The organism is Streptomyces sp. NPDC046759, assembly GCF_040645475.1.
Taxonomy (GTDB): Bacteria; Actinomycetota; Actinomycetes; order Streptomycetales; family Streptomycetaceae; genus Streptomyces.
This window is the reverse complement of sequence record NZ_JBEYYJ010000013.1, coordinates 156907-179791: the sequence shown is the minus strand read 5'-3', so window position 1 is coordinate 179791 and position 22885 is coordinate 156907. Positions and strand designations below refer to the sequence as shown.

Sequence of the window (22885 nt, the reverse complement as noted above, 5' to 3'; positions counted from 1 at the left end):
GTCTCTCACGCTCCAAAGACGCAGTGATACTGACGCTAATTACCGTTAAGTAACTCAAATTTTAGAGGGCCGTCCGTGGGACGCCTACGTGAGCTACGCGACAGCGGGGAAATTGCCCCGTGACCGGCCCGGCTATGCTCGGGCACCGCACGAGAGAGTCCCCTAGCTGGAGCGCACCCATGAGCCTGAAGATCACTGTGATCGGCACCGGCTATCTCGGCGCCACACACGCCGCGGCCATGGCCGAGCTCGGCTTCGAGGTGCTGGGGCTCGACGTCGTACCGGAGAAGATCGCCATGCTGGAGCGCGGCGAGACCCCGATGTACGAGCCGGGTCTCGAAGAGCTGCTGCGCCGGCACGTCGCGGGTATCGAGGGCTCCACCGGGCGGCTGCGGTTCACCACCGACTGGGCCGAGGTCGGGGCGTTCGGCGATGTGCACTTCGTGTGTGTGAACACCCCGCAGAAGCACGGCGAGTACGCCTGCGACATGAGTTACGTCGACTCCGCGGTCTCCTCCCTCGCCCCGCATCTGCACGGCCCGGCGCTGGTCGTCGGCAAGTCGACCGTGCCGGTGGGGTCGGCCGAGCGGCTGGCCCGCCATCTCGCCGAGCACGCCCCGGCGGGCGGCGACGCGGAGCTGGCCTGGAACCCGGAGTTCCTGCGCGAGGGCTTCGCCGTGCGGGACACCCTGCACCCGGACCGGATCGTGGTGGGCGTGCGCAGCGAGCGGGCCGAGAAGCTGCTGCGGGAGGTGTACGCGACCCCGGTCGGCGAGGGCACGCCGTTCGTCGTGACCGACTTCCCGACGGCCGAGCTGGTGAAGACGGCCGCGAACTCCTTCCTCGCGACGAAGATCTCGTTCATCAACGCGATGGCGGAGGTCTGCGAGGCCGCGGGCGGTGACGTGGCGAAGCTGGCGGAGGCCATCGGGCACGACGACCGGATCGGGAAGAAGTTCCTGCGCGCGGGGATCGGCTTCGGCGGCGGCTGTCTGCCGAAGGACATCCGGGCCTTCATGGCGCGGGCCGGTGAGCTGGGCGCGGACCAGGCGCTGACCTTCCTGCGCGAGATCGACTCCATCAACATGCGCCGGCGCGGCCAGATGGTCGAGATGACCCGGGAGGCGCTCGGCGGCGGCTCCTTCCTCGGCAAGCGGGTCGCGGTGCTCGGCGCGACGTTCAAGCCCGACTCGGACGACGTGCGCGACTCGCCCGCGCTGAACGTGGCCGGCCAGATCCATCTCCAGGGCGGCCAGGTCACCGTGTACGACCCGAAGGGCATGGACAACGCCCGCAAGGTCTTCCCCACCCTGGGCTATGCCGGTACGGCGCTGGAGGCCGTGCGGGGCGCCGATGTCGTCCTGCACCTCACCGAGTGGCGGGAGTTCCGGGAGCTGGACGCGGCGGCGCTCGGCGAGGTCGCGGCGGCCCGCACGATCCTGGACGGCCGCAACGCGCTCGACCCGGAGCAGTGGCGGCGGGCGGGCTGGACGTTCCGGGCGATGGGCCGCCCGACGGCGTGAGCAGCCGGAAGGTGACGCCGGTTCGGCCGAGGCTCAGTCGGCCGAACCGGCGTCTTTTCGCATTCTGCACCACCGCACACATACGTGGCCGCTGAACTGCCTGTGTCTTACCCCTCCTTGGCCCGGTAACGGCGCATCTTCGCCCGCGCCCCGCACACCTGCATCGAGCACCAGCGGCCCCGCCCGGCGGGGCTGCGGTCGTAGTAGGCCCAGTGGCAGTCGTCGGCCTCGCATGCCTTCAGCCGCATCCACGTGCCTTCCGCCAGCCCCTCGGCGACGGCCGCGGCGACGCGGGAGAGCAGCGGCCCGTCAAGGGCGGGGGTGAGGGACGCGGAGCCGTCCCGCTCGTCGACGGCGACGTACAGCGGGGCACGGGCCAGCAGTTCGCCGAGCGGGGTCACGTCGTCGTGCGGCCGGTGGCCGGCGTGCGCGAGCAGCACGGCCCGCAGCGACTCCCGCACTTGTCGCGCTTCCTCCAGCCCGTCCTCGGCGATCCCGAAGCGCCCCCGGCCCTCCGCCGTGTCCAGCGTGTCGGCGCCGGTCTCCATGTCCAGCGTGTTGACCAGGGACTCGACCAGCGCCAGGGCTCCGGGAGCGGCCGATCTGTCATTCATGCTTGCGACGTTACCTCCTATGGGGGAGCATGCAGTAACCGTTACCGGTTACCCGTCCTTAGGGGTAACGCTGTCCGTGACACAAGGAGGTAGTCATGGCTCTCGCCAGGCTCGGCGTCGTGGTGCTGGACTGTCCCGACCCGCGCGCGCTCGCCGGCTTCTACGCCCAGGTGCTGGGCGGCACCGTCCAGGACGAGGGCGACTGGGTGGACCTGAAGGTGCCCGGCGGCCCGGCACTGGCCTTCCAGCGGGCACCGGGGTTCGTGCCGCCGCAGTGGCCCGCACCGGACGCCTCGCAGCAGTTCCACCTCGACCTGGTGGTGGAGGACCTCGACGCGGCGGAGAAGGGCGTGCTGGAGCTGGGCGCCAAGCCCTTGGACGCACAGGACCGCGAGCGGACCTTCCGTGTGTACGCCGACCCGGCAGGGCACCCGTTCTGCCTGTGCGCCTGCTGAAACCAGGGAGGATCCCATGGCATCCGTGGCCCGTTTCCGTTCCGTCGTGCTCGACTGTCCCGATCCCTGGGCGCTGGCCGGCTTCTACGCGGCCGTGGCCGGGGGTACCCCCTCCGGGGAAGGCGCCGCTGAGGGGGAGGACGACGACTGGGTGGTGCTGCAGGTGCCGGACGGGCCGCGGCTGGCCTTCCAGCGGGCCGAGGGGCACACCCCGCCGGAGTGGCCGCGCGCGGACCGCAACGGCCAGCAGTTCCATCTCGACTTCGACGCCGGCCGGACCTGGGCGGAGGTCGACGCGGCCCATGAGCGGGTGCTCGCGCTGGGCGGCCGGCCGCTGGACCTGGAGGACCGCGAGAAGAAGGACTTCCAGGTGTACGCCGATCCGGCCGGGCATCCGTTCTGCCTGTGCCGGATCGATCGTCCGTGAGGCGCCGAGCGGCCGGTCAGGAGTTGTCCAGCTCCGCGATCTTGGCGTTGGAGGCCTCCCTGCGGTGCTGTGCGGCCCGGGCGGTGAAGTCCGCGCTGCGCAGCACCCGTTGGACGTTGCCCCAGGTCAGCAGGGCCAGCTCGGTCTCGGACCAGCCACGCCGGAGCAGTTCGGCGATCAGGTGCGGGTAGCGGGAGGCGTCGGCGAGGTCGCGGGGGTGGACGGCGCCGGAGTCGTAGGTGCCGGACAGGCCGACGCACTCAGGACCGGCCACGTCCCGCACATGGTCTAGGTGGTCGGCTACGTCATGGACGGTCGGCCCGGTCTGCTCGGCGGTCAGCGGCACCATGCACAGGCCCTTCGCCGAACCCAGCGCGGCGAGCAGCTCGTCGGAGAGGTTGGCGGGGTGTGGGCGCAGGGCCCGGGCGGCGGAGCGGGTGCACAGCACCGGGACCTTGGACAGCGCGAGGGCGCGTCGGGCGGTGGCCGGGGAGGCGCCGGAGACATCGGCGAGCACGCCCAGCCGGTTCATCTCGCGCACCGCCTCCTCACCGAACCGGGTGAGCCCCTTCTCCCCCGCCCAGGCCGTGCCCGCGAGCGTGAGCACCCGCAGGCCCAGGGTGTGCAGGATGCGCAGGATGCGCAGGGAGTCGTCGAGCGCGGTGGCGTGGGCGGGGCCCAGCAGCACGGCGACCCGGCCGTGGTTGCGGGCGTCGATGATCTGTCCGGCGGTGCGCACCAGGCGTAGGCCCTCCGGATGGGCCTCGATCACCGAGTGCACCAGGTCCAGCTGTTCCAGGGTCGCGGTCATCGCCCGGCCGCCGCCGGGGCCCTCGGGCAGGTGCAGCGACCAGAACAGCGCGCCGACGTGACCCTCGCGCAGCCGCGGGACGTCGGTGTCGACGGCCGCTTCCCCCAGCTCCAGGTCGTACCAGGGCAGATGGCGCAGGGCCCAGGGCAGTCCGCTGTAGCCGTCGGCGACCGGGTGGGCGGCGAGCAGCGTGTGGGCCCGCTCCAGGAACGTCGGCTCCTGGGGGAAGGGGTCGTCCGGCAGTCCGTCGCCCTCGCCGGCCTCGGTCGTGATGGGGCTGTCGTCCTGGAGGTCGGCCATGGCGGGCTCCGTACGTCGTCGTCGCTTACGTCGGTCGTGAGCTACGTCGTGGTGGCGCGTATCGCCACGGTCGCACGGAGGGGACGAGGGCTTCCTGGTGAGTGGGGCGTTCGGGGGTACGACCGATCGGGCCTCCCGGGTGGTACGGATGGCCTGGTCCAGGGGCTTCCGGGACCGCCTCGCGCCGCCGGTCACGCGGCCGATGCGGTGCCCCTCGGCGGGCCGGGCCAGGCCCCCGGACGGCCGGCCCCGGGGGGACGGGGACACCGGACGGTCGACCTGGGGGACGGGGACACGGGCGGCCGGCGCCGACCTGGTTGCGTTCGGCAGGCCGGAGCCGGCCGGGCGGCTGGTCCTCGGCGCACCCCTCAGCCGGTCCGGTACCGGCACCTGACAACCCAGGCGGAACGAACGGTCACACCGGCCGGCCCGCCCCGCCGGGCCGCGCGCTCAGCCGTCGAGCGACTCGATGGTGGCGTGGGAGGCCGGACGGGTCGCCTGCAGGTCACGGGCCACGTCCTCGGCCGCGCCCAGTACCCGTACCGCGTTCTGCCAGGTCAGCTTGGCCAGGTCGGACCTGGACCAGCCGCGGTCGAGCAGTTCGGCGAGCAGGTTGGGGTAGCCGGAGACGTCGTTCAGGCCGTCCGGGGTGAACGCCGTGCCGTCGTAGTCACCGCCGATGCCCAGGTGGTCGATGCCGGCCACCTCGCGCATGTGGTCCAGATGGTCCGCCACCGTCGACACCGTGGCGATCGGGCGCGGGGTGCGCTCCTCGAAGGCACGGTGCAGCGCCATCGCCTCCGGGCTGGTGTCCAGGTGGTGCAGGCCGTGCGCGCGCAGGTTGTCGTCCGCCGCGGCCGTCCAGTCGACGGCCGCCTGGAGGACGAACTTGGGCACGAACGTCACCATGGCCACGCCGCCGTTGGCGGGGAGGCGTTCGAGGACGTCGTCCGGGATGTTGCGGGGGTGGTCGCAGACCGCGCGGGCCGAGGAGTGCGAGAAGACCACCGGCGCGTCGGTCGCGTCCAGCGCGTCCCGCATGGTCGTCGCCGCCACGTGCGAGAGGTCGACCAGCATGCCGAGCCGGTTCATCTCGTGGACGACCTCACGGCCGAACGCGGTCAGGCCGCCCGCCCTCGGCTCGTCGGTCGCGGAGTCCGCCCAGTCCACGTTGGAGTTGTGGGTGAGCGTCATGTAGCGCACGCCGAGCGCGTACAGGCCGCGCAGGGTGCCCAGCGAGTTGGCGATGGAGTGGCCGCCCTCGGCGCCCATCAGCGAGGCGATACGGCCGTCCCGGCGGGCCCCCTCCATGTCGGCGGCCGTCAGGGCCGGGGCCAGCTCCTTCGCATAGCGGGCCAGCATCTGCCGTACGCAGTCGATCTGCTCCAGCGTCGCCGCCACCGGCTCGGGCTGCTCGGCCGGCACGTACACCGACCAGTACTGGGCGCCCACCCCGCCCTCACGCAGCCGCGGCAGGTCGGTGTGCAGGTGCGCGCCCTGGTGCCCGGCGATGTCCAGCTTGTCCAGGTCGTAGCCCGCCGCCTTGCGCAGCGCCCACGGCAGGTCGTTGTGGCCGTCGACCACCGGGAACTCCCGCAGCAGCGCGCGGACTTCGTCCAGCGAGGTCACGGACGTCACTTCCCGAAGCCGAAGTGGCCCTGGCTCTCGACCTTGGAGCGCAGCCGCTTGCCCTTCTCGGTGGCCTGGTCGTTGAGGTCCTGCTGGAAGTCGCGCATCCTGTGCAGCAGGTCCTCGTCGTGCGCGGCGAGGATGCGGGCCGCGAGCAGACCGGCGTTGCGGGCACCGGCGACGGAGACGGTGGCGACCGGGACACCGGCCGGCATCTGCACGATCGACAGCAGGGAGTCCATGCCGTCGAGGTACTTCAGCGGCACCGGCACGCCGATGACCGGCAGCGGGGTGACGGAGGCGAGCATGCCCGGCAGATGGGCGGCGCCCCCGGCCCCCGCGATGATCACCTTCAGGCCGCGGTCGGCGGCCTGCTCGCCGTACGTGATCATCTCGCGGGGCATGCGGTGCGCGGAGAGGACGTCGACCTCGTAGGCGATCTCGAACTCGTCCAGGGCCTTGGCGGCGGCCTCCATGACGGGCCAGTCGGAGTCCGAACCCATGACGATGCCAACAACGGGGCTCATTCGGTGATCGTGCCTCTCAGATAGCCGGCTGCGTGACGGGCGCGCTCCAGCACGTCGTCCAGGTCGTCGCCGTAGGTGTTGACGTGTCCGACCTTGCGGCCGGGCTTCACGTCCTTGCCGTACATGTGGATCTTGAGCTTGGGGTCGCGGGCCATGCAGTGCAAGTAGGCGGAGTACATGTCCGGGTAGTCGCCGCCGAGGACGTTGACCATCACGGTCCACCTGGCACGCGGGCGCGGGTCGCCGAGCGGGAGGTCGAGGACGGCGCGGACGTGGTTGGCGAACTGCGAGGTGATCGCGCCGTCCTGGGTCCAGTGGCCGGAGTTGTGCGGGCGCATGGCCAGCTCGTTGACGAGGATGCGGCCGTCGCGGGTCTGGAACAGCTCCACGGCGAGGTGCCCGACGACGCCGAGCTCCTTGGCGATGGTCAGGGCCATCTCCTCCGCCCTGAGCGCGAGGTCCTCGTCCAGGTCGGGGGCCGGGGCTATGACCGTGTCGCAGACGCCGTTCACCTGCTGGGACTCCACCACCGGGTAGGCGACGGCCTGGCCGTGCGGGGAGCGGACGACGTTCGCGGCGAGCTCGCGGACGTAGTCGACCTTCTCCTCGGCGAGGACGGGCACGCCGGCCTTGAACGGCTCGGCGGCCTCTTCGGCGGAGTCGACGACCCACACGCCCTTGCCGTCGTAGCCACCGCGGACGGTCTTCAGGACGACCGGGAAGCCGTCGCCCTCCGCCGCGAAGGCAGCGACGTCCTGCGGATCGGCGACGAGCCGGTGCCGGGGGCACGGGATGCCGATCGAGTCGAGTCTGGCGCGCATCACCCCCTTGTCCTGGGCGTGCACCAGCGCGTCGGGCCCTGGACGCACGGGGATGCCGTCCGCCTCCAGGGCTCTGAGGTGCTCGGTGGGTACGTGTTCGTGATCGAAGGTGATCACATCGCAACCGCGCGCGAACTCACGCAGCGTGTCCAGGTCGCGATAGTCGCCGATGACGACATCGTTCACGACCTGCGCCGCGGAATCCTGAGGAGTGTCACTGAGGAGCTTGAACCTGATGCCCAACGGGATGCCCGCCTCGTGCGTCATACGCGCGAGCTGCCCCCCGCCGACCATGCCGACTACCGGGAACGTCACACCTATAGCGTATCGGCCACGCCGGGGCGACCGGATCGCATCCCTCTCACGATCTCTTACCCGTCGCTTTCCACCCTCTTCCCGACCTGTTTCCCGGCCTTCGTCCAGTGGGCAGGCGGCGACCGGTTCACCTGGATAGCATGGCTGGGCTGACAAAACCTACCGACGGGAGCTGCACAGCCATGGAACCTCGTTCCTCGGGGCTGCAACGGCTCGTACGCGAGGTGGCCAAGTTCGGCGTCGTGGGTGGCGTCGGGATCTTTGTCAATCTCGGCGTTTTCAACCTGGTCCGACACGTCTCCGACCTTCCGGTGGTGCGCGCCAGCATCATCGCGACGGTGGTCGCGATCGTCTTCAACTACGTCGGGTTCCGTTACTGGACGTACCGGGACCGCGACAAGAACGGCCGCACCAGGGAGCTGACCCTCTTCCTCTTCTTCAGCGCCATCGGCCTGGTGATCGAGAACGGCGTGCTCTACCTGGCCACCTACGGCTTCGGCTGGGACAGTCCGCTGCAGAGCAACGTCTTCAAGTTCCTCGGCATCGGCATCGCGACGCTGTTCCGCTTCTGGTCCTACCGCACCTGGGTCTTCCGGGCCCTGCCCTCCCAGGAGGCGGAGTCGATCCTGGTGGCCGAGTCGAAGAGGTCCCGGCCCGAGCCGAAGTCACAGCGGGTTCCCTAGCCCCCTTCCCGCAACCCGGGTCACGGCCGGCCTCAACGGACAGTCGGCCGGTCCTCCTCGTGCTTGCGGGCCGGGGGCGTGCGCGAGAGGAACAGGCCGAACACCGGGGGCTGGGTCTGGAGCAGCTCCAGGCGGCCGCCGTCGGCCTCCGCGAGGTCGCGTGCGACGGCCAGGCCGATCCCGGTGGAGTTGCGGCCGCTGATGGTCCGCTCGAAGATCCGCGCACCGAGGTCGGCCGGGACGCCCGGGCCCTCGTCGGTGACCTCGACCACGGCCTGGTTGCCGGTGACCCGGGTGCGCAGCGCGACCGTGCCGCCACCGTGCATGAGGGAGTTCTCGATCAGCGCCGCCAGCACCTGGGCGACCGCGCCCGGCGTGCCCACGGCCTGCAGGTGCCGCTTGCCGGAGCTGACGATGGCACGGCCGGCGCTGCGGTAGGCGGGCCGCCACTCGGCGAGCTGCTGCTTGATGACCTCGTCGAGGTCGAAGGTGACGGCGGAGCCGGTGCGCGGGTCGCGGGCGTTCGTCAGCAGCCGCTCGACCACGTCCGTCAGACGCTCGACCTGGGTCAGCGCGACGTTCGCCTCCTCCTTCACGATGTCCGGGTCGTCGGTGAGGGTGATCTCCTCCAGGCGCATGGACAGCGCGGTGAGGGGCGTACGCAGCTGGTGGGAGGCGTCGGCGGCCAGGCGCCGCTCGGCCGTCAGCATGCGCCCGATCCGCTCGGCGGAGGAGTCCAGCACATCGGCGACCCGGTCCAGCTCGGGGACGCCGTACCGCTTGTGCCGCGGGCGCGGGTCGCCGGAGCCCAGCCGTTCGGCGGTCTCCGCCAGGTCGGTCAGCGGGGAGGCGAGCCGGTTGGCCTGCCGTACGGCGAGCAGGACCGCCGCGACCACCGCGAGCAGCGCCACCAGGCCGATGACCAGCAGGGTCCGGCCGACCTCGCGGGTCACCGAGGAGCGCGGCTCCTGCACGGTGACCGTCTCACCCTCCTCGCCCTGCTGTGTGGCGCGGATCACATCACCCTGCGGCCTGGTGCCGATCTCGATCGGGGGCTGCCCCGGCCTGCGGATGACGGCGTACTGCTCCTTGCTGACCGGATTGCGCAGGACGTCCGCGCTGACGTTCTCCGCGGCGAGGATCCGGCTGTCCACGATGCTGGCCAGCCGCACCGCCTCGGACTCCACCCGCTCCTGGGCACTGTTGCTGATCGTCCGCGTCTCGACGATCACCAGCGACACGCCGAAGACGGCGATCACGACCAGGACGACGGCGAGGGTGGACTGGATGAGACGTCGGCGCATGTTCCGTTACCTGGGGTGATCGCTGGTCCCGGGGAGGCGGGGCTCAGCTCTTCTCGAACCGGAAGCCCACGCCGCGGACGGTCGCGATGTACCGCGGGTTCGCCGCGTCGTCGCCGAGCTTCTTGCGCAGCCAGGAGATGTGCATGTCGAGGGTCTTGGTGGACGACCACCACGTGGTGTCCCAGACCTCGCGCATCAGCTGATCGCGTGTGACGACCCGGCCGGCGTCCCGCACCAGCACCCGCAGCAGGTCGAATTCCTTGGCCGTGAGCTGGAGCTCCTCGTCACCCATCCACGCCCGGTGCGACTCGACGTCGATCCGCACTCCGTGGGTGGCCGGCGGTTGCTGCGGCTCGGCGGCCCCGCGCCGGAGCAGCGCCCGCACCCGGGCGAGCAGTTCGGCGAGCCGGAAGGGCTTGGTGACGTAGTCGTCGGCGCCCGCGTCCAGGCCGACGACGGTGTCCACCTCGTCGGCCCGCGCGGTCAGGATGAGGATCGGCACGGTGTGGCCGTCGGCCCGCAGCCTGCGGGCGACTTCCAGGCCGTCCATGCCCGGCAGGCCCAGGTCCAGTACGACCAGGTCGACGCCGCCCTGCATTCCGGCGTCGAGCGCGGTGGGTCCGTCCTCGCGCACCTCGACCTCGTAACCTTCCCGGCGCAGGGCGCGGGCCAGCGGCTCCGAGATGGACGCGTCGTCCTCGGCGAGCAGTACACGGGTCATGAGGTGATGGTAGACCGCCTGCGCAGGGTGCCGGGGTGTGATCGCTTCCAGGAACTCTTACCTTCGTACGCGGCTGGTACGAACCATCGCTCTGGGGATGCGATCGTAGGAGAGACCTTCGATTCCGGTCGCACGGTTCCGCGGACACCTGTGATCCGTGTCTCAAGTCCTTCCATATCAGGCACTGTCCTGCCTTACAGTGACCTGAGCGCCTGTAGTACATCGGAGACCTTTGGCGGGCAGACGACGCTGAAGGTCTCTTTTGTGTACGGGCTGGTGAACACCAGCCTTGAAAGGAATGACCTCTGGCCGGGCTCGGACGCATCGTGGCGTCCCGGGCGTGGATCCCGGTGGTCGCCGTCCACCGCTTCCGCGACCCGGAATCGGAACTCCCCTCGGGCGTTGGGGGCGGACGGCCGACCCCGCCGGTGCCGGCCGCTCCCCCACCGGGCGCGCAGCGCTCCAAAGCGCGTCCCGACCAGCAAGGAACGACCATGGCGTCCAGCCTGACGAAGGACTCGGTCCGCCCGGGCACCCCCGGTTCCGAGAAGACCTTCTTCGGCCACCCCCGCGGCCTGGCCACCCTCTTCATGACCGAGATGTGGGAGCGTTTCTCCTACTACGGCATGAGGGCACTGCTCCCGCTCTACCTGGTGGCCCCGGGCGGCCTTCACCTGAGCGCCGGCACGGCGACCGCGATCTACTCGGTGTACGTGTCGCTCGTGTACCTGCTCGCCCTGCCCGGCGGCTGGTTCGCCGACCGTGTGCTCGGCCCCCGCAAGACGGTCGCCGTCTCGGGTGTGATCATCATGCTGGGCCACCTGTGCCTGGCGCTGCCCGTGGCCGCCAGCTTCTTCGTCGGCCTGGGTCTCGTCGCCATCGGTTCGGGTCTGCTGAAGGCCAACATCTCCACGATGGTCGGCCACCTCTACAAGGGTCCGGACGACGCGCGCCGCGACGGTGGCTTCACCCTCTTCTACATCGGCATCAACCTGGGCGCCTTCGCCGCGCCGCTGGTCATCGGCACCGTCGGTGAGAACGTCAACTGGCACCTCGGCTTCGCGCTGGCCGCACTCGGCATGGCGCTGGGTCTGGCCCAGTACCTGCTCGGCGGCCGCCACCTGAGCGCGAAGAGCAGCGAGGTCCCGACCCCGCTGACCCCCGCGGAGAAGTCCGCGACGCTGCGCAAGGGCCTGATCTGGCTGGCGATCGCCGCCGTCTTCTACGGCCTCGTCGGCGGCACCGGCCACTTCACCCTGAACTGGGCGCTGATCCCGCTCACCCTGATCGGCCTGATCATCCCGGTCATGGTCATCGCCCGCATCCGCCGGGACAAGGACCTCGACACGGCCGAGAAGTCGAAGGTGTCGGCGTACATCTGGTTCTTCGTCGCCGCCGCCGTCTTCTGGATGATCTACGACCAGGGCGGCTCGACCCTGTCGCTCTTCGCGGACAGCTCGGCCAAGAACTCGATCGCCGGCTGGACCTTCCCGGTCTCCTGGTACCAGTCGGTCAACCCGGTCATGATCATGGCCCTGGCGCCGGTCTTCGCCTGGGCGTGGCTGTGGCTGAACCGGCGCGGCAAGGAGCCGAGCACGATCGTGAAGTTCGCCTCCGGCCTGGTGCTGATCGGTGCGTCCTTCTTCCTCTTCCTCGCCCCGCTGTCGATCGCCGAGGGCGGTCACAAGGCCGCGGCGATGTGGCTGGTCGCGATCTACTTCGTGCAGACCATCGGTGAGCTGACGCTGTCGCCGGTGGGTCTGTCCGTGACGACGAAGATGGCCCCGAAGAAGTACGCCTCCCAGATGATGGGTGTCTGGTTCCTCGCGGTCACCGCGGGCGACTCGATCACCGCGCTGGTCTCCAACCCGGCCATCGGCGGCGTCAACCTCGACAAGATGGGCTTCGTCGCCCTGGAGGCCGTCCTCGCCGTCCTCGCCGGTGGAGCGGTGTGGATGTACCGCAAGAAGGTCAACAAGCTCATGGGCGACGTCCACTGACGCAGGCCCTGAACGTTCCCTGAAGAGGGCCACCGCATCCCCGGGATGCGGTGGCCCTCTCTCGTACGCAGGGGAGCCGGCGCGTCCTGCGTCTTTCGTGCACAGGGAGCTAGCGCGCCCTGCGCTTCGGCATGAACGTGAACACCGCGCCGCCCAGCAGGATCGCCGTGCCGGCCACCAGGCCGAGCGCCTTCAGCGCGCCGTGGTCGCCGGCGCCGGTCTCGGCGAGGCCGCCGGACCCGCTGCTGCCGCCGGTGGACCCGCCCGAGGAGGACGTGCCGCCGGAGGTGGACGTGCCACCGGACGCGCCGCCCGGCTGCCCGCTGGTGTCCAGGGTGAGCGAGACCTCGGTCTTCGTCGGCGTGCACGTCGTCGTCGTACCTAGCGCCTTGACCGTCAGCACGCCCGGTGACAGCGTCGAGCTGCCGCTCGCGCCGGGCTTGTAGGTGCCGGTGAGGTCCGGGATCTCGATCGGGTCCCCGGACTTGATGGGCTGCGCGTTCGTCGGGCCCTCCACATGCACCGTGCCCTTGTCGGCACCGCCCAGCGCCACCTCCATGGACGGCTTCACGGAGTTCGCCGGGATCTCGGCGGGGCTGTTCATCACCGACTTCTTGAACTGCACGGTGAGGGCGAAGTTCCCGCCGTTCCTCCTGGCGTTGATCTGCACCGGCGAGGTCGCGTTCTTGTCGCCGATCGGCGTCTTGCAGGCGTAGGGGATCTGCACCTCCTTGCCGGTGTAGTCGGTCTGACCGGTGCCGCCGGTCACCGTGGCGGTGGTCGTGGGCGTGGGCGTGGCTGTCGGGGTGCCCGACTGCGTCGGTGTCGTCGACTGCGTCGGTGTCGCGCTGGAGGTGCCGCCTCCGCCGTCACTGCCCGTCACCTGGATGGTCGCCGCCTTCTGCACGTTCTCCTTGGGCGTGCACCTGGTGTCCGTCGACATCGCGTTGACGGTGTACGCGTCCGGTGTCAGCGTCACCTCGCCGGCCGTCGTCAGCTTGATGCTGCCCTTCATGTCGGACAGCACCATGGCGCCGCCCTTGGGGATCGCCGGGTTCTGCCGCGGCCCCTGCAGCGCGATGTCGGCGGTCTGTGCCCCGGCCGCCTTCAGCACACCGGACGGCTGGACCGAGTTCGCGGGCAGGTCGATGATGTCGGGGTTCTTGGACGCGGCCTGGACGAACTTCCACACGACGTCCACCGTGTCGCCCACCTTCGCCGTGGCCGGCGCGGTGATCTCGACCTTCGTGGTGCCGTCGACCGGGCTGATGCCCGCCGGCGGCACACAGTGGGTGGCGAACGACACCTCGGCCGCCTGCGCGGGGGTCGCGGCGAGGCCCAGCAGGACGCCCGCACCGCTCAGCGCCAGCGCGGCGCCCACGGCCGTACCTCTCCTTCGGATGCTCACGTTGGTCCTTTCCTGGTGGGGGTCGTAGGACTCGACGGGCTGTCGTTGTGCGGTGCGGAGAGCCGGCAGGCCGGGTCGCCCGGGCCGGAGTGCGGGGCGAACCACGGCAGGGTGGGGTTCGCGGGGGGCGGTTCGGGGGTGCGGGAGCGCGGCAGCCGGGGCAGGCGCAGGGCGGCGGGCCGGGGCAGGCGCAGGGCGGCGGGCCGGGGCAGGCGCAGGGCGGCGGGCCGGGGCAGGCTCGGGGGGCCGGTACGGTGGCTCCCGCCGGACCGGCGCGGCCGTACCCGGTCCACCACGGCCATGCCGATGCGGAACAGTGCGGCCGGGACCACCAGGCAGAGCAGGATCCAGAACAGCGTCACGCCCCAGGGGCGGCCCACGCCCCACGGCTGTTCGGCGAGGACCCTGCCGTCGTACTTCAGCGAGACGGTGTAGTCGCCGTGCGCCCCCGCCGACAGCTCGACCGGGAGCCTGACCTCGGCCTTCCTGCCGGGCGCCAGGCGGCCGTGCCACTGCCGGTCGTCCCACTGCGGGGCGAAGACGCCGTGCGCCGAGCCGACTTGGAACACCGGGTCCTCGATCGTGCTCGTGCCGGTGTTGCCCACAGTGAAGACGAGGGTGCGGCTCGGCGGCGCACCGAACCAGGTGAGCGGGCCGCTCGAACCGGTCAGCCGGGTGTCGGACAGCACCGCCAGCCGGCCGCCGGAACGCTCGGCGGGCAGCGGGGCGACAGGGTGCCCGGCCACCTGGAGGACGGCGTCCGCCTCGGCCTGGGCGCCGGTGACGGTGGCCACGTGCACCACACAGGGGCAGGGCACGGGCGGTTCGGCGACCGGCAGCTTCCTGCTGAAGACGCCCTGGGCGCCGGTGGTCACGGCCCGGCCGTCGCCGTTGGCGCAGGAGTTGGTCCCGCCGATCACCCCCCGGGACGGGGTGGCCCGCCCACACACCAGCAGCATCAGCAACGTGTGCGGCCGCCAGCCGGTGCCGCTGACGGTGACCGAGCCGCCGGCACCGGCCTGGGTCGCCGACAGCTTCACACCCGGCCCGCCCGCCGCGGACGCCGGGCCGCCGACCGGCACCAGAAGCAGCGCCAGTACCGCGACCAGCGCCGCCAGCCGCAGATTCCTCGCCTTCCCGCTCACTTCACCGCGCCTTCCGTCAACACACCGGCGTGCTCCGGCAACCCGACAGCCGCTGCACCGCGGGCGGCAGTGGTCGGGGGGCCGTCTGCTGGGGGGCCGTGCAGCGCGGGGCCGCCCGCCGTGAGGCCGTCCGGTACCGGGCCGCCCGCCGTGGGGCCGTGCAGCGCGGAGCCGCCCGCCGTGGGGCCGGGGCCGCCTGGGAGCGGGTCGCCGGACGCCGGTTCCGCCGGCCCAGAGCCCCCGGCCGCCGGCTCCTCAGGCCTCGCGGCGTCGGCCGCCAGGACGCCGGGGGCCGGGGCCCCGGACGCGCGGTCGTCGCCGGACGCCGGGCTGCCCGGGTGCGAACCAGCGGCCGCCGGTGCGCCAGAAGGGGTGCGGTCTCGTCGGCCGCGGGCGGTGATCACCACGGCCACCCCTGCCAGCAGCACGCCGGCCGCCCCCGTAACGCCGGGCCACGGCACGAAGCGCGCCGATACGGTGGCCGAATCGTGGGCTCCGCCCCGTGCCGTGACCGTCAGCCGTACGTCGACGGCGTCCAGTGCGGGACGGTCCGCCCAGGGCTCGGTGAGTTCCAGGCGGGTGCCGGGGCGCAGGCGGACGGGGAGGGTGCGGGGCGCGCGGTCCAGGATCCGGCCGAGGACGCCGTCCGCACGCACCGCGAGCCTCGGTACGAGGACGGTCGTACCGCGGTTGACCAGCTCGTACGTGATGCGGTGGCCGTGTACGGCGAGGTGTTCCACGGTCAGCGCGGCGAGCGCCGGTCCGCCGACGCGCAGCCGGACGGCGACGGTCTCCGTACGGCCCCGCGAGTCCCGGGCGACGACGGCACCGGCGCGGTCGCCGGGCGCGGCCCCCGCCGGCGCGGTCACCGTGAAGGGCACTTCGGCGCGGGTGCGGGCCGGGACGCGTATCCCCTTCCCGGCGCCGTCGGCGAAGGCGGTCCGCAGACCGGTGCCGGACAGCCGTACGACGACCGGTGCGCGCCCCGGATTGGTGATGGACACCGTGTCCTGCAGGGCCGTCCCGGGCGGCCCCTCGGCATAGAAGAAGGGGCGGCCGCCGCCCGCGGGCGAGACGGACCATCCCGTGGAAGCGCCCCAGGCGCTGGGGGCGCTGCCCAGCACCGCCCCCAGCACGACGCACAGCACGGCACCCAGGCCCAGGACCACGGGCAGGGCGTGGCGTGTGGAGTGCCGGGCGCGGACCGGGAGCTGCGCACGAACCGGGCGCGGGACGCGGAACCGGAGCGAGACGCGGAACCGGAGCGAGACGCGGAACGGGAGCGGGACGCGTGTCCGGTGCGAGCGCCGGTGGCCGCTCCCGGCGCTCCTCCCGGCACCGCTCCCGGCGCGCGCCTCAGCCCCGGTCCCGGCGCCCTCTGCCCCACGGCGGGCCCGGACAGCGGTCTCCGCGCCTGCCGCACCGGTCTCGGCGCGCGCCTGGACATCACCCGTCGCAACGCAGGACTCGGCACGACCGGTCCCAGCGAAGGCCTCGGCTCCGGCCCCGCGGCGGGTCCGGGTTCGGTACGGGGCGTCGGTGTGGGCGGTGCTCCGGGCGCGGGCGGTGCGTGGCATGGGCGGCTCCAGCGGCGGCCTGGGGGTTCGGCGATGGCTGGTCGGCTCCGGCCGACGGCCCGGGAGTCGGCCGGGGCCGAGGGCAAGGAGGTGGTGGCCTGGGGGCGGCGGTCGGTGGGCCGGCCGTCAGCGGCGTACCGCCTGACCGCGCCGGGTCAGCCAGAGCGCGCCCGCCGCGCCGGCGAGGAGCACTGTGCCGCCGAGCGTGCCGAGGGCGATCGCTGAGTCCTCGGGACCGGTCTGCGGGAGCTGTCCGCCGGAAGGCGCGGAGGACGAGGAGGACGACGAGGACGAGGAGGAACCGCCTGCCGCGGTGACGTCCAGCGTGAGCCCGGGCTTGGGATTGTTGGTCGGGGTGCAGGTCGTCGTCGTACCGAGCGCCTTGATGACGAGCGTGCCCGGCGTGAAGGTGACCTTGCCGGTCTTCCTCGGCGTGTACGTGCCGCTCAAGTCGCTGATCTTGATGGGGGTGTTGGCGGGGATGGCCGCAGCGTTGGCGGGTCCGCTGACCGGAAGCGTGCCGCTGTCGGCGCCGCCGAGTGTGATGCTCGCGCTCGGAGTCATCGCGCCCTTGCCCAGTTCGACGGGGCTGGAGGAGACGCCCTTCTGCCAGGACATGGTGATCTTGTAGCCGCTGCCGCTCTTGACTCCCTGCACGGCGATCGGCGAGACGGCGCTCTTGACGCCGATCGGGGTCTGACAGCGGTAGTCGACGTCGACGACGTCGGCGTGGGCCGCCGGTGCGGACAGCAGCACCACCGAGCCGGCCAGGGCCGCGGCGGACGCGACCGCGGCGGTTCGTTTCGGGTACGACACGATCGGTCCACCCCAATCATTGCGACGGCATTTCCTGACGGCACATCAGATTCGGCCGTCAAGGTACGCCCGGCACCGTGAGGAGGGAAGACGCATCACACGCCGGAGTTGTGGCGATCCGGCGTGTGTGACGCGTGGCTCGAGTGGAGGGTGAGTCCGGGAAACTCGGCACTGCACCGGCACTGTCCGGCGCTGTCCGGCCAGTCGCGAGGCGTCGAGCGTGTGGGCGTGCGCCCTCCCGCCTCCGTCCCCTCGGCATGCGTCCCGCGGACGGGCACGTCCGGCGGACTACGCCGGGGCGCCCAGCTCCGCCCAGACCGTCTTGCCCGGCCGGCCCGTGGCGCGTACGACGCCCCAGTCCAGGCACAGCCGCTGCACGATGAACATGCCGTGGCCGCCGGGACGACCGGCTCGGTGCGGGGTACGAGGGGCCGGCTGGCCGGTGCCGCGGTCCGAGACCTCCACCCGGATCACCTTGTTGTCGCAGGTCAGAAGGAGGTCGTCGGGACCCTCGGCATGCAGGCAGGCGTTGGTGACCAGTTCGGAGACGACAAGCAGCACATCCTCGGCCGCGGCCCGCTGGTCGGCGCCGCCGGCGGGCAGCCAGCCCCATGCGTACAGCGCCTGGCGGGTGAAATCCCGGGCGAGCGGGACGACTCCGCTCTCGCCCTGCAGGGCGATTCTGCGGACCTGTGGCCCGCCGGTGTCCTGTGTGCCGCCGGCGGCCCCGGACGGCACGGACGGCGCGGCTGCCCCCGTGGGCACGCCCGGCATGGGCGCACCCCCTGCGGACGCCCCGGAAGCGCCGCTGGGCTCCGGGCCGCGGTCGCCCGGCGAGTAAGGCCGGGTGGTGCTCATCAGCGCTTCACCTCACCGATTCACCGGTTCACAATTCAATGGGCCGGCACCAGTTCGTGCCGGCCGGTCCGTCGTCCGCCCAGGTCGCGCGGGTGTCCTGCTCGCCCGTCCGTCGCACGTACGTCCCGTCCACGTCCAGTCGCTTCGCCGGTCCCGGGGCGGTCCGGGCCGGCGCTCGTCAGGGTGTGCCGCCTTCTCCTGCCCTCTCCTGCCCGGCCGTTCCGGCACAACACTCCCGTTTTCGGTGTAACCGCTGCGGGCGTCCGTGGCCGGTGGCACACGGGAGGGCGGGACGGCGGCGTCAGCCTGCGCCGTCGGACAGGGCCGCCTCCACGGAGTCGTGCACGGTGAAGACCGCCTCGGCCCCTGTGATCTCAAACACACGGGCGACCACCGGCCGCATCCCCGCCAGATGAACCCCGCCACCGGCGGCCTCCGCCTTCAGCCGGGCGCCGAGCAGCACGTTCAGGCCCGTGGAGTCGCAGAACTCCAGGCGCGCGCAATCCACGACAAGGCGCGAGAAGCCCTTGCCCAAGAGGTCGTCGAGGGGCTCACGCAGAAGATCGGCGGTGTGGTGGTCGAGCTCACCCGCCGGTGTCACAACGGCGCTGGAGCCCTCTTCCCGCACCTCCACCAGAAGCCGGCCCGACTGTGCGCTGCCGACCGTCCCGTGGTCCATGCCGTCTCTCTCCCGAGGTCGTGGACGCTGACTGCTCTCGAACATTACGCCCTCCAAGCACACTCTGGCACCCGAACAACCTCACAGAATCGGACATACCTGAACAGAACGCACTTGCGATCCCCTCCCAAGACCCGGTAGGGCTAGTAAGGACACCTGCCCCTACACGCCGGCTTCGGAGGCGCCGCACACCGTGCACGCATTGGCTTCGGCAGCCTTATTGCCGAGAACGATGGAGGACACCATGTCACCCCGGCTCGACGCATCGCCTACCCCGATCGCGACGTCGACACCCCCACCGGAACAACTGGATCATGCCATCGATCCCCTGGACCCCGTCGATGGACTCCCGCAGATCCCCCCGTACGACGAGATCGGCCCGGTCGACGCGCGGGCCCTGTCCAAGACCCTCTTCGAGCGCCTGGAGTCGCTGGAGGAAGGGACGCACGAGTACTCGTACGTCCGCAACACCCTCGTCGAGCTCAACCTGGCGCTCGTCAAGTTCGCCGCCTCCCGCTTCCGCTCCCGGAGCGAGCCCATGGAGGACATCATCCAGGTCGGCACCATCGGCCTGATCAAGGCGATCGACCGCTTCGAGCTCTCCCGCGGCGTCGAGTTCCCGACCTTCGCGATGCCGACGATCATCGGTGAGATCAAGCGTTTCTTCCGCGACACCTCGTGGTCCGTGCGGGTCCCGCGCAGGCTGCAGGAGCTGCGCCTGGACCTGGCCAAGGCCGGGGACGAGCTGGCCCAGCGGCTGGACCGGGCCCCGACGGTCCAGGAGCTGGCCGAGAAGCTCGGCATCTCCCGGGACGAGGTCGTCGAGGGCATGGCCGCCTCGAACGCCTACACGGCCTCCTCGCTGGACGCCCAGCCCGAGGAGGACGAGACCGAGGGCGCGCTCGCGGACCGCATCGGGTACGAGGACCACGGTCTGGAGGGCATCGAGTACATCGAGTCCCTCAAGCCGCTGATCGCCGAACTCCCGTCTCGCGACCGCAAGATCCTCTCCCTGCGGTTCGTGGCGAACATGACCCAGTCGGAGATCGGTGAGGAACTCGGCATCTCCCAGATGCACGTGTCCCGGCTGCTCTCCCGCACTCTGGTACGGCTGCGCAAGGGACTGACGGTCGAGGAATGACCCCGGGATCCTTGCCGGAGTGACGCCTTCGCGGCGGCCCGGCCCGCAACGCCGGGCCGCCGCGGCGCGTCCGCCCAGGGCGCCACCCCTCCGGTTGGTGCGGGTATCCGTGAAGAGGCCTGCCATTCCTGGTTCTTGGCGACTTCTTCCCCCAAGGGGCCCTGTGCTCCCAACCGTTATGTGGTTACCCACGGAAACCTCTTTTCCCGGCGGCCCCCCTCGACCACTATGGCCCCCCGAACTGGCTACTGGCCGGTTTGTCAGACCCGGGGGCCGCAACGGCGCGGTCTCCGGTGGGTGCGAGGAGGCTGGACGCATGGCTCAGGGGGACGGGGCCGGGACGGGCGGAACCGAGTCGGGCCGCACCGAGTCGGGCGACGACTACGAGGACGCGCCGGACGCCCGGCTGACCGAGCTGCTGCGCTCCCGCACACCGACGGCGTACCCGGCCCTGCAGGAACTGCGCCGCCGGCACCACCCGGCGGTACTGGCCTACGCGCGGCTGTGTGCCGCGAGCGAGTCCGCCGCCCGCAGGCTGGCGGCCGAGGCCTTCACCACGGCGGCCCGCGAGATGGCCCGCGGGGTCGAGCCGGCCGTCCCGCTGCGCCACCGGTTCCTGCTGCTGGCCGCCGGACTGGCGGCCGGCTGGGCCCGCGACGAGCGCTCCGCCGGCGTGGACCCCGGGCTGCTGCTCGTGCTGAACGCGTCCGGCCTCCCCGACGGCCCCACCCCGCCCCTGCTGCCCGCGTTCCAGTCGCTGCCGCCCCGCTCGCAGGGCCTGATCTGGTACGGAGTGCTGGAGGAGGAGCCGCAGGACAGGATCGCCGCCTTCCTCGGCCTGAACCGCGCGGACGTGGCCTACGGCACCCCGCAGGCCCTCAAGGCCCTGGCCGACGCCTGCCTGCGACAGCGCCTCGCCGCATCCGACGACCCGCGCTGCGCCGACTTCCGCCGGCTGATCGAGGAGGCGGCGCGGCCGGACGGCCCGCGCTACAGCGCCGACCTGGACGCCCACATGGCCCGCTGTCCGCACTGCACGGCCGCCTTCGAGGACCTGCGGGCCCTGCGGGACGCGCCCCGGCAGACCCTGGCGGAGGGCCTGCTGCCGTGGAGCGGAACGACGTACATACGCGCAGCGGAGCCGCCGGCCGTCCCCGCTCCCCCCGCCGTACAGACCACCTGGCCGGCCCGGCACCGCATCCTGCTGGCCTCGGCCGCCCTGGGCGTGGCCCTGGCCCCGCTCCTGGTGTTCGCGCTCACCCCGGCGCACACCGACGACCCGCAGCCGACGGCGGCGACACCCACGCCTCCGCCGGTGACGGTGACCGCGACGGTCTCCGTCACCCCGTCCCCGTCGCCCTCCTCCACGCCCTCCCCGTCGAAGTCCCCGTCGAAGTCCCCGGCCCCCACGTCGAGTTCCCCGCGCCCGGCCCCTCCCCGGCCGTCGGCGCCCACCCCGCGCCCGACGCCCCGGTTCGTCCCGCCCGGCACCTCCTTCGCCCAGGTGGTGAACCTGGCGACGGGCCGCTGTCTGGACATCCGCGACGGCGACCTGTCGGAGGGCAACGACGTCATCACGGCCCCGTGCTCCTCCGCCGACACCCAGCGCTGGCGGTTCGACACCTACCTGGGCGTACTGCGGTCGGGCGCCGACGACCATTTCTGCCTGGACAGCCGGGGCTCGGTCGACCGCGGCGTCGGCATCTGGGACTGCGACTCCGTCTACGGCGACAACGGCGACAACCTGCGCTTCACCGTCGACCCCGACGGCACGATCCGCCCGGCCATCGCCATCGAGACGGCCGTCACCCCGGAGGGCCGGCACGGGGTGGTCCTGGATCCGCTGGACGGCAGCGCGGACCAGCGATGGCGGGCGGGGGCGAGGTGAGACGGGCCGCGCCCGTGGCCCGGGCACGGTCCGCTCAGCGGCTGCTCAGACCACCCGCACGCCGCGCCGCCACACCCCGCTGACCAGGGGCACACCCGGGCGGTAGGCGAGGTGGACGTGGCTGGGGGCGTCCAGCAGGGTCAGGTCGGCGCGGGCGCCGGGGGCGAGGCGGCCGATGTCGGTGCGGCGCAGGGCCGCCGCGCCGCCCGCCGTGGCCGACCACACGGCCTCGTCCGGGGTCATCCGCATGTCGCGGACGGCGAGAGCGATGCAGAACGGCACGGACGAGGTGAACGACGAGCCCGGGTTGCAGTCCGTGGACAGGGCGACCGTGACCCCCGCGTCCAGCAGGCGGCGCGCGTCCGGCCACTCGGCGCGGGTGGAGAACTCGGCGCCGGGCAGCAGGGTGGCGACGGTGGCGCTGTTGGCCAGGGCGTCGACGTCCGCGTCCGTCAGATGGGTGCAGTGGTCGGCGCTGGCCGCGTCCAGTTCCACGGCCAGCTGGACACCGGGGCCGTAGGAGAGCTGGTTGGCGTGGACGCGCGGGTGCAGGCCCTTCGCCCTGCCCGCGGTGAGGATCGCGCGGGCCTGGTCGCCGTCGAAGGCGCCCTTCTCGCAGAACACGTCGATCCAGCGGGCGTGCGGCGCGCAGGCGTCCAGCATCTCGCCGGTCACCAGGGCGACATAGGCGGCCGGGTCGTCGGCGAAGTCCGGGGAGACGATGTGGGCGCCGAGGTACGTCACCTCGTCGGTGTGCCGCGCGGCGATGCGCAGGGCGCGGGACTCGTCCTCGACCGTGAGGCCGTAGCCCGACTTCGTCTCGAAGGTGGTGGTGCCCTGGCGGAGGGCCTCCGCCAGGTAGTGGGTGAGGTTCGCCTCCAGCTCGGCGTCGCTCGCGGCGCGGGTGGCGGCCACCGTGGTGCGGATGCCGCCCGCGGTGTAGGAGCGGCCGGACATGCGGGCGTTGAACTCCTGCGTGCGGTCACCGGCGAAGACCAGGTGCGAGTGCGAGTCCACGAAGCCCGGCAGCACCGCCCGGCCGCCCGCGTCGATCCGGTTGTCAGTGGCGGGTGCTTTGCTGGATTCACCGGTCCACGCGACGCGGTCGCCGTCGATGACGACGGCCGCGTCCTGGATCAGGCCGAGGGGGGATCCGTCACCGAGGGAGGGGTCGTTGGTGACCAGCGTCGCGATGTTGGTGATGACGGTGCTGCTGCTCATGGTGTCCTCAGGGGTGACGTTG

At 72.1% G+C, this 22885-nt stretch carries 21 protein-coding genes; 7 read left to right on the top strand and 14 right to left on the bottom strand.

What is annotated here, in order from left to right:
- The first annotated feature begins 179 nt into the window (after positions 1-179).
- Entirely contained in the window at positions 180-1523 is a 1344-nt protein-coding gene (locus ABZ919_RS19655; RefSeq protein ID WP_361249139.1) for a UDP-glucose/GDP-mannose dehydrogenase family protein, read from the top strand.
- Positions 1524-1630: 107 nt separating this feature from the next.
- Here the strand turns inward: ABZ919_RS19655 and ABZ919_RS19650 are convergent, their stop codons facing one another.
- Positions 1631-2137 carry a CGNR zinc finger domain-containing protein gene (locus tag ABZ919_RS19650; RefSeq protein ID WP_361249137.1) on the bottom strand — a complete coding sequence of 169 codons (507 nt, stop codon included), beginning with the start codon at positions 2135-2137 and terminating at the stop codon, positions 1631-1633.
- A 95-nt stretch (positions 2138-2232) separates the two neighbouring features.
- Here ABZ919_RS19650 and ABZ919_RS19645 point away from each other — a divergent pair, with 95 nt between their 5' ends.
- Together ABZ919_RS19645 and ABZ919_RS19640 are read left to right on the top strand one after the other, a co-directional pair.
- Complete coding sequence (locus tag ABZ919_RS19645) at positions 2233-2592, top strand: VOC family protein (protein WP_361249135.1); 360 nt, start codon at positions 2233-2235, stop codon at positions 2590-2592.
- Positions 2593-2608: 16 nt separating this feature from the next.
- Positions 2609-3019 (top strand): VOC family protein, encoded by a 411-nt coding sequence (locus ABZ919_RS19640; protein ID WP_361249132.1) that lies wholly within the window; start codon positions 2609-2611, stop codon positions 3017-3019.
- Between the two features lie 16 nt (positions 3020-3035).
- Here the strand turns inward: ABZ919_RS19640 and ABZ919_RS19635 are convergent, their stop codons facing one another.
- The 4 genes from ABZ919_RS19635 to ABZ919_RS19620 all read right to left on the bottom strand — a co-directional run bounded on the left by ABZ919_RS19635 (position 3036) and on the right by ABZ919_RS19620 (position 7422).
- The gene (locus ABZ919_RS19635) at positions 3036-4130 is read right to left on the bottom strand and encodes a dipeptidase (RefSeq protein ID WP_361249129.1); all 1095 of its coding nucleotides are present in this window, start codon (positions 4128-4130) and stop codon (positions 3036-3038) included.
- A 450-nt stretch (positions 4131-4580) separates the two neighbouring features.
- Entirely contained in the window at positions 4581-5759 is a 1179-nt protein-coding gene (locus tag ABZ919_RS19630; protein ID WP_361249126.1) for a dipeptidase, read from the bottom strand.
- A gap of 5 nt (positions 5760-5764) precedes the next feature.
- Positions 5765-6286 carry a 5-(carboxyamino)imidazole ribonucleotide mutase gene (gene purE, locus ABZ919_RS19625; RefSeq protein ID WP_361249124.1) on the bottom strand — a complete coding sequence of 174 codons (522 nt, stop codon included), beginning with the start codon at positions 6284-6286 and terminating at the stop codon, positions 5765-5767.
- On the bottom strand, positions 6283-7422 hold the full coding sequence (locus tag ABZ919_RS19620) for a 5-(carboxyamino)imidazole ribonucleotide synthase (RefSeq protein ID WP_361249121.1): 1140 nt from the start codon (positions 7420-7422) through the stop codon (positions 6283-6285). Before ABZ919_RS19620 ends, purE begins: the two co-directional genes overlap by 4 nt.
- Positions 7423-7604: 182 nt before the next feature.
- On the opposite strand from ABZ919_RS19620, the gene ABZ919_RS19615 reads away from it, so the two are divergent.
- Positions 7605-8105 carry a GtrA family protein gene (locus tag ABZ919_RS19615; RefSeq protein WP_361249118.1) on the top strand — a complete coding sequence of 167 codons (501 nt, stop codon included), beginning with the start codon at positions 7605-7607 and terminating at the stop codon, positions 8103-8105.
- A gap of 32 nt (positions 8106-8137) precedes the next feature.
- On the opposite strand, the gene ABZ919_RS19610 is transcribed toward ABZ919_RS19615, so the two are convergent.
- On the bottom strand, positions 8138-9409 hold the full coding sequence (locus tag ABZ919_RS19610; protein ID WP_361249116.1) for an ATP-binding protein: 1272 nt from the start codon (positions 9407-9409) through the stop codon (positions 8138-8140).
- Between the two features lie 43 nt (positions 9410-9452).
- Positions 9453-10130: a response regulator transcription factor gene (locus ABZ919_RS19605; RefSeq protein ID WP_020940464.1), complete on the bottom strand. Its 678-nt coding sequence runs from the start codon at positions 10128-10130 to the stop codon at positions 9453-9455.
- Positions 10131-10624: 494 nt separating this feature from the next.
- Between ABZ919_RS19605 and ABZ919_RS19600 the strand changes: the two genes are divergently transcribed.
- On the top strand, positions 10625-12130 hold the full coding sequence (locus tag ABZ919_RS19600) for an oligopeptide:H+ symporter (protein WP_361249113.1): 1506 nt from the start codon (positions 10625-10627) through the stop codon (positions 12128-12130).
- A gap of 109 nt (positions 12131-12239) precedes the next feature.
- Here the strand turns inward: ABZ919_RS19600 and ABZ919_RS19595 are convergent, their stop codons facing one another.
- The 6 genes from ABZ919_RS19595 to ABZ919_RS19570 all read right to left on the bottom strand — a co-directional run bounded on the left by ABZ919_RS19595 (position 12240) and on the right by ABZ919_RS19570 (position 18613).
- Positions 12240-13511, bottom strand: coding sequence for a hypothetical protein (locus tag ABZ919_RS19595; RefSeq protein ID WP_361249110.1), 1272 nt, complete (start codon positions 13509-13511; stop codon positions 12240-12242).
- Positions 13512-13534: 23 nt separating this feature from the next.
- A complete protein-coding gene (locus ABZ919_RS19590) occupies positions 13535-14683 on the bottom strand; it encodes a hypothetical protein (protein WP_361249108.1) in 1149 nt (382 codons plus the stop codon).
- Entirely contained in the window at positions 14680-15852 is a 1173-nt protein-coding gene (locus ABZ919_RS19585; protein ID WP_361249105.1) for a hypothetical protein, read from the bottom strand. Before ABZ919_RS19585 ends, ABZ919_RS19590 begins: the two co-directional genes overlap by 4 nt.
- 534 nt (positions 15853-16386) lie before the next feature.
- On the bottom strand, positions 16387-17076 hold the full coding sequence (locus tag ABZ919_RS19580; RefSeq protein WP_361249103.1) for an LPXTG cell wall anchor domain-containing protein: 690 nt from the start codon (positions 17074-17076) through the stop codon (positions 16387-16389).
- 288 nt (positions 17077-17364) lie between these two features.
- Positions 17365-17934, bottom strand: a complete 570-nt coding sequence (locus tag ABZ919_RS19575) for an ATP-binding protein (protein WP_361249100.1) — start codon at positions 17932-17934, stop codon at positions 17365-17367.
- Between the two features lie 301 nt (positions 17935-18235).
- Positions 18236-18613 (bottom strand): STAS domain-containing protein, encoded by a 378-nt coding sequence (locus ABZ919_RS19570; protein WP_361249098.1) that lies wholly within the window; start codon positions 18611-18613, stop codon positions 18236-18238.
- Between the two features lie 232 nt (positions 18614-18845).
- Here ABZ919_RS19570 and ABZ919_RS19565 point away from each other — a divergent pair, with 232 nt between their 5' ends.
- Positions 18846-19754 carry an RNA polymerase sigma factor SigF gene (locus tag ABZ919_RS19565; RefSeq protein ID WP_361249095.1) on the top strand — a complete coding sequence of 303 codons (909 nt, stop codon included), beginning with the start codon at positions 18846-18848 and terminating at the stop codon, positions 19752-19754.
- A 316-nt stretch (positions 19755-20070) separates the two neighbouring features.
- Positions 20071-21642: an RICIN domain-containing protein gene (locus tag ABZ919_RS19560; RefSeq protein WP_361249092.1), complete on the top strand. Its 1572-nt coding sequence runs from the start codon at positions 20071-20073 to the stop codon at positions 21640-21642.
- Between the two features lie 45 nt (positions 21643-21687).
- Here ABZ919_RS19560 and hutI read toward each other — a convergent pair whose 3' ends face one another.
- Positions 21688-22863, bottom strand: a complete 1176-nt coding sequence (hutI, locus tag ABZ919_RS19555; protein ID WP_361249089.1) for an imidazolonepropionase — start codon at positions 22861-22863, stop codon at positions 21688-21690.
- Positions 22864-22885: the final 22 nt, after the last annotated feature.

Excerpts from the sequence above, each read along its gene's own strand:
- ABZ919_RS19655 (WP_361249139.1), top strand. The coding sequence starts at position 180 with ATGAGCCTGAAGATCACTGTGATCGGCACCGGCTATCTCGGCGCCACA.
- ABZ919_RS19650 (WP_361249137.1), bottom strand. The coding sequence starts at position 2,137 with ATGAATGACAGATCGGCCGCTCCCGGAGCCCTGGCGCTGGTCGAGTCC.
- ABZ919_RS19645 (WP_361249135.1), top strand. The coding sequence starts at position 2,233 with ATGGCTCTCGCCAGGCTCGGCGTCGTGGTGCTGGACTGTCCCGACCCG.
- ABZ919_RS19640 (WP_361249132.1), top strand. The coding sequence starts at position 2,609 with ATGGCATCCGTGGCCCGTTTCCGTTCCGTCGTGCTCGACTGTCCCGAT.
- ABZ919_RS19635 (WP_361249129.1), bottom strand. The coding sequence starts at position 4,130 with ATGGCCGACCTCCAGGACGACAGCCCCATCACGACCGAGGCCGGCGAG.
- purE (WP_361249124.1), bottom strand. The coding sequence starts at position 6,286 with ATGAGCCCCGTTGTTGGCATCGTCATGGGTTCGGACTCCGACTGGCCC.
- ABZ919_RS19615 (WP_361249118.1), top strand. The coding sequence starts at position 7,605 with ATGGAACCTCGTTCCTCGGGGCTGCAACGGCTCGTACGCGAGGTGGCC.
- ABZ919_RS19610 (WP_361249116.1), bottom strand. The coding sequence starts at position 9,409 with ATGCGCCGACGTCTCATCCAGTCCACCCTCGCCGTCGTCCTGGTCGTG.
- ABZ919_RS19605 (WP_020940464.1), bottom strand. The coding sequence starts at position 10,130 with ATGACCCGTGTACTGCTCGCCGAGGACGACGCGTCCATCTCGGAGCCG.
- ABZ919_RS19600 (WP_361249113.1), top strand. The coding sequence starts at position 10,625 with ATGGCGTCCAGCCTGACGAAGGACTCGGTCCGCCCGGGCACCCCCGGT.
- ABZ919_RS19575 (WP_361249100.1), bottom strand. The coding sequence starts at position 17,934 with ATGAGCACCACCCGGCCTTACTCGCCGGGCGACCGCGGCCCGGAGCCC.
- ABZ919_RS19570 (WP_361249098.1), bottom strand. The coding sequence starts at position 18,613 with ATGGACCACGGGACGGTCGGCAGCGCACAGTCGGGCCGGCTTCTGGTG.
- ABZ919_RS19565 (WP_361249095.1), top strand. The coding sequence starts at position 18,846 with ATGGAGGACACCATGTCACCCCGGCTCGACGCATCGCCTACCCCGATC.
- ABZ919_RS19560 (WP_361249092.1), top strand. The coding sequence starts at position 20,071 with ATGGCTCAGGGGGACGGGGCCGGGACGGGCGGAACCGAGTCGGGCCGC.
- hutI (WP_361249089.1), bottom strand. The coding sequence starts at position 22,863 with ATGAGCAGCAGCACCGTCATCACCAACATCGCGACGCTGGTCACCAAC.